The organism is Pseudarthrobacter albicanus, from assembly GCF_018224015.1.
GTDB lineage: Bacteria > Actinomycetota > Actinomycetes > Actinomycetales > Micrococcaceae > Arthrobacter > Arthrobacter albicanus.
On sequence record NZ_JAGPOT010000096.1, the window covers coordinates 1 to 5,185 of the forward strand.

Sequence of the window (5,185 nt, forward strand, 5' to 3'; positions counted from 1 at the left end):
CGACAGCACCTCCAACGCGGCACGCTGACCATCGGAGACCACCAAAGCAGGAGCTGGATTCGACATGCCCCCAGCTTAACGGAACACTCATAAACTATTTTGGAGACACACCACTAGGTACGCCCTACAAAGCAAACAATCGAATCTACGGATCTGCCGATATCGCTCGCTCAAGTGGTTGTACCGGAAACCTGTACGTATATGCCGATCTTTGGGGGACGAACTTTGGAGGTGGTGATGTCTCGCAAAACTTTAACAGCGCCACATTGCAGCCTGGAACTGCAGCTTACGTTCCCCTAATCTCAAATATTTGTACCTACGGATACAATGCCGACTGGCATTCAAATGCACAGGGATACAGTTCCGGCAACGACAGCACGACGGTCACCCTGCCATGCCACTTTTAGCGTCCGGTTTGGCATGGCGCGCAATCGAACTGTTCACTCCTCAGTATCCAGAAGCCAGTCCCGACCAAAGAATGTCCACGGCGCGACCGGGGACATTACCACTCCAGATCTCAGCTGATCGGCGCAGTTGGAACGTCTCGGAATCCGGTGCGATGGCCCTAAACTCGGTAGGCTCGACGTCTTAGCGCCGTGAGATGTCTTTTGCTGAGGGAAATCGAGAGGAGGGCCGGGTTTCCCGGCCCTCCTCTCACACCATCGTACGTGCGGCGGTGGCGCGACCTTGCTAAGCATGCTTATTATGTTTCTACGGCCGGACGAACGGCTGCCAACCAGAGGAGGAACACCATGGGATTGGGCGACAAGATCGAAAACGCCGCCGAAAAGGCCGGCGGCAAGGGCAAGGAAGCCGCCGGTGCAGCCACGGGCGATGACAGCCTGAAGGCCGAAGGCCAGGCCGACCAGGCCAAGGGCGACTTGAAGCAGGCCGGCGAGAAAGTCAAGGACGCCTTCAAGAAGGACTGAACTGAACACAAGCGAAAGGGTGCACCTCCCATTGGGGGTGCACCCCATTCGCTTGTCCGGTTCACACCCAGACGATTGACCCGTCTTGCGTGGCGTCGAACACAGCGCCGGTGCCGGTCAGGTGTCGTCGGCGAAGAGGAAGTATTCGCCGGCGGTTGCGCGATCGGACTCTTAGCTTTCAGAACCGGTCCGCAAGTCGGGTCCGGGACGGCAAAGTCATACACTCAGTTTGCAGCTTTTCGACGCATCGTCGAATGCCCGGTCAGGGTTCCCCAAACGGGACCACAGAACCGCCAACACAAGCTGCGTTCAGGCCGCCATTCCTGTCCAACAGACGCAAAGGAGATTGGTGGACTTAATTCGGAGGCATGGAAGACGCCGAGCGCCCGGCCGTAACCAACGGTACTCCCTGAACCCGCAGGAAATCAAGGTTTTTCAGGACACGGAACGACGGAGTATGCGGACGCCTTCGGATATTCCGTGCGGTCCACTGTTGAAGAAAATGGTCTGTGCACTCGACTTCGGAAAATGACTGAACGAGCCGGATGGTTTGTAGCCCTTCCCGCGATGTGAAAGAAGGCGGCCGCTGGGACGCTGCTCGTGGAGCGGGTATATCGCCCGCTGGCCGGGCGGTGAAAGGATGTGGACCATGGCAGACCTCATCGAATTCCTCAAAGCACGTATCGCCGAGGACGAGGCGGCGGTCCGCGGATTGCAAGCCGGTATGCAGAGAACAGACGGACAGGTCCCCGGAGCCGGGTCGGACGCCTCGTCGTTCACCGCTGCCCGGGTCCTGGCCGAATGCCCTGCTAAACGGATGATTCTGGGCAATGTCCCGCTCGTCACCGACGTTTCCGTCGAGATTGGTGGGACAAGCGAGTACGTCCTGATGTGCCTTGCCTCTGTCTACAGCCAGCACCCGGACTACCAGGAAGGCTGGGCCGTTGAGGGCCTGGAACGACCATAGCCGCCGCCGTCATACCGACAGAACCGACGTTGCCGGTGGCCGGCTAGTGCATGGGCCAGTGGTTGTGGTATCGGGTGCCGACGTCTGACGCCTTGGGCGCCGGCGTGTCGGTCCCTTAGCTCAGGTGGTGGCCGTGTGGAAGGCTTCGAGGATTCTGTCCGGGATTGGCCCGCGGGAGGCCATCCGATACCCGATATCGATGGCCCATGTGCGGATGCTGCCGCTGTTCGCGCGCCCGGGGGCGCGGCCGCCGGGCTTTCTGGCCGTGGTCCCGGCGGACCGGTTGGTCTTGCGTCCGGCGGCGATGTACGGGGCAAGACGGGACCTGAGCGCGGAGGCGTTGGAGGTGGAAAGGTCGATTTCGTGACTGGTCCCGTCCAGGGCGAATGTCACCGTTTCCTCGGCGGCGCCGCCGTCGGTATCGTCGATCAGGATGATGGTTGACTTCGTGGCCCTGGAGATCCCGGTCTTTCCGCTGGAATGTTTCCTGTTAAAGAGTTCCGTTGAACCCCCGCCCGCGAAGCCACCAACGTGCGTCGGCGTGTGTTTCTAGCCCGATCACAATAAAATACGGGATCATCATCCAGACCCAGACGGTGGCGATTTCAGCGGCGGGACAAATCCATCGCGCCTGTTGGTCATGGCTACTAATGCGACGCTCCACACGGGCGGCCCACTTTCTTGCACGTGGGCTGGCGCCAAGGATAAGGGCCGGCGACGACTGGGGACATGAACCCGGTCTCAGGAGGTTCACTTCGTCGTCGGCCCCGCCTATATCCGGCCCAGGAGGGCGTGGGAAAGCGACTCTCTGTAGACAGTGAACAGGATTTCCATGCTCAGCACACGAGTAGTGTGTACCCGATTCTCCAAAGGCGTGAGTCAGCGCCACCGGTAAGGCTGCAGAGATTACCGACCGGCGCCTCAGAAAGGCTTGGCCGTTGACCCAACGAAGCCGGCCTCACGGGGCTGCTGCGTCCGGCGCCACTTGAAGTGTTTTGAAGTAACCAGGCGGCTCTTCCGGAGGCGGGTACCTGGTGGCACCATGCCACTATGGGCGAACAGAAGAACGAGAATACGCGGGAGTATCAACACCAGGATGGTTCCGCCGGTTCACCGACCACACGGCAAATGCGCACCGTCGGTCAACGCCGACGGGATGCAGAAGAGAAGCTGGACCATCATCTGGAGGAAGCCCGTCACAAGGATGATCCCCGCACCGACGATGCGGCCAACCAGGAGGACGCCGGTGCAGTCGACAGCCGGGACGTGGCTGCCATCCAGAACGATGACCGGCTTACTGCAGCTGACCGCGTGGATCTGCTCGCCAAGCAGGTCGTCCCCGAGGTTGAAGACGGCGAAGATTCGTCTGAACCCGATGACAGGCTATGAGACTTCAGGGATGGCCCTACTGAGCGGCAGGGTCTGGTTGTCTGCTGCTGGCCCGTGCTGCTTTGCCGTCGCGCGTGGGTCCGGCCGGCAACGCAGAGGCACGGATTCCCGCGGCTTCCGCGACCTTTTCAGCGGGCACGCCTGATGACAGAGCGGCGTTGATCTGTACATCGCGCGCGGCTTTCGCCTGGTCAAATGCCCACTCTGCGGCCTCGACCTCGCCGACCCGGGTAACCACCGCCGCCAGCAGCTGCCCGTGCACCACGGACAAATCACCAGCAGGCCCCTTGTCCGGAACGGCCGGAAGCCCTGGCTCCACATATATGGTCGAATCAACCTGCGCGATCGACAGGGGAAGAATGTTCGTATCGGCGAACGGTTCCATGGAGGGCCTGCTTAACTGTCGAAGGAATGTTCCCGGTCGATACGCGCCATAAGGCCCCCAGAGACGCGGTCGTAGAACGGTCTGTCTGGTAAGTCAGAGAATACAGCACTCTTAGGAATCTGAAATGACGATGGCTGCGCCCGCCCATGTTTATTGGAGACAGCGGCTCGGAGGGGACTGCATATGATCGCAGCGTCACACACCGCCGTTGGACATTGCCACGGCTGTGGCTCCGGTGTGTCGAAAGAAGCGACGCTGCCAAGGCGCTGCGGGCCTGGGCCGGCCGCCAAGGACACCGCATGGTCAACGATACGGCTCCGCCGCAACGAGAAACCGGGCCTTTTCCGCCGGATCCCCCGTCTCCGGCGCCGGGGCCGGTTCCCGATCCGGCCCCTGGCCGGATCCCGGGCCGAGGCCGCCAGATCCGGATCCCACGCGGAGGTCATGGACCACGTGCCCCGGAACGCTGCAGCTGCCCGGCCCCGCTGACCGGCGCCCTTTCCGGTGGTGTGCCGGCTTCCGGTCCGGGCCCGGTGTTCAGGTCCGGACGGGGACGGTGCCGGTGACCAGGGTGCCCAGCGCGGCGGCGGCGTCCAGGTTCATTCCGGTGCCGGTGATCTCCAGGTAGTCCCCGCTGATTACCAGCACCTTGCCTTCGTGTGCGGCCGCCTCCAGCCATGCGGCGGCCCCGGTTACCGCAGGATTGAGCTGCCGGGAGTACGTCTGTTCTCCGCCTATGTGGAGGGAGACAAGGCCCTGCTCCGTGACGGTGCAGCCCACGCTGTTTTGCACGTCCCGGGCGTGCCGGAGCATCTCTACGTAGTCGGTGCTCAGGGTGAGCTGGAAGCCGTGGGAGAGCAGCACCGAGACAAGGGCTGAGGTGAGTTCGCCGCTGGGTTCACGGAACGTCAGGACCGGGACCAGCGTGTAGACCAGCACCGGGATGGCCTGAGACCTGACCCGTCGCGGGGCCCGAGGATGAGCCGTGCCCCGCGGGCCGTGAGATCATCCGGCGCGCCGGCGGCTGTGCGCAGCGTCAGGTCTGGTTCCCGGCAGCGCCGGTGGCAGATGCCGGTGTCCAAGGTGAGGTATTCAATCCCGTCGCCGTCCCTGCCCTCGGTGATGTCCACGACCAGCGAGAGGCGCTCCTTGGGCTGCAACGCCAGCCCGCACGCCGCGCAGGCACTGGCCGTGGCGGCGACCAGGGCCACGAACTCCGTGGTGTCCCTGCCCCCTGAAGGCTTCCAGACGTTCGTCCCAGGCGACATTGCTCGTGACAGGCATGCTCGCCAGCCTACTTCCCGCCGCGCTGCGCCTGTTCCGGGCCGGGCGGCCGCATCCCAGGGCGCTGGAACCTTGGAGGGCCGGCGATGGCCTGGGGGAGAGCCCCGGTCTAAGAGGGCTCCCACCATCGCCGGCCCCACCCAGTGTTGCCGGTGGACCCTATGAAAACCCGGAAAAACCCGCAGCGCTGCCGACGTCTCCCGACAACGGGAAGATCCTCCAACAGGTTCC

General features: G+C 62.8%; 7 protein-coding genes. 3 read left to right on the forward strand and 4 right to left on the reverse strand.

From position 1 onward, the window contains the following. Positions 1-752: 752 nt before the first annotated feature. Both J9611_RS17710 and J9611_RS17715 read left to right on the forward strand, forming a co-directional pair. Entirely contained in the window at positions 753-929 is a 177-nt protein-coding gene (locus J9611_RS17710; RefSeq protein ID WP_078029538.1) for a CsbD family protein, read from the forward strand. Positions 930-1,578: 649 nt separating this feature from the next. Further along, positions 1,579-1,896: a DUF6221 family protein gene (locus J9611_RS17715; RefSeq protein ID WP_211882106.1), complete on the forward strand. Its 318-nt coding sequence runs from the start codon at positions 1,579-1,581 to the stop codon at positions 1,894-1,896. Positions 1,897-2,016: 120 nt separating this feature from the next. On the opposite strand, the gene J9611_RS17720 is transcribed toward J9611_RS17715, so the two are convergent. Beyond that, entirely contained in the window at positions 2,017-2,358 is a 342-nt protein-coding gene (locus J9611_RS17720) for a histone-like nucleoid-structuring protein Lsr2 (protein ID WP_211882113.1), read from the reverse strand. Positions 2,359-2,946: 588 nt separating this feature from the next. On the opposite strand from J9611_RS17720, the gene J9611_RS17725 reads away from it, so the two are divergent. Next, positions 2,947-3,285, forward strand: a complete 339-nt coding sequence (locus J9611_RS17725; protein WP_211882114.1) for a hypothetical protein — start codon at positions 2,947-2,949, stop codon at positions 3,283-3,285. 16 nt (positions 3,286-3,301) lie between these two features. Here J9611_RS17725 and J9611_RS17730 read toward each other — a convergent pair whose 3' ends face one another. The 3 genes from J9611_RS17730 to J9611_RS17740 all read right to left on the reverse strand — a co-directional run bounded on the left by J9611_RS17730 (position 3,302) and on the right by J9611_RS17740 (position 4,938). Beyond that, complete coding sequence (locus J9611_RS17730; RefSeq protein WP_211882108.1) at positions 3,302-3,670, reverse strand: hypothetical protein; 369 nt, start codon at positions 3,668-3,670, stop codon at positions 3,302-3,304. Positions 3,671-4,207: 537 nt separating this feature from the next. Next, positions 4,208-4,609 (reverse strand): hypothetical protein, encoded by a 402-nt coding sequence (locus J9611_RS17735; RefSeq protein WP_211882110.1) that lies wholly within the window; start codon positions 4,607-4,609, stop codon positions 4,208-4,210. Further along, positions 4,579-4,938 carry a hypothetical protein gene (locus J9611_RS17740; RefSeq protein WP_211882112.1) on the reverse strand — a complete coding sequence of 120 codons (360 nt, stop codon included), beginning with the start codon at positions 4,936-4,938 and terminating at the stop codon, positions 4,579-4,581. The genes J9611_RS17735 and J9611_RS17740 overlap by 31 nt, the downstream gene beginning before the upstream one ends. Between the last annotated feature and the right edge of the window lie 247 nt (positions 4,939-5,185).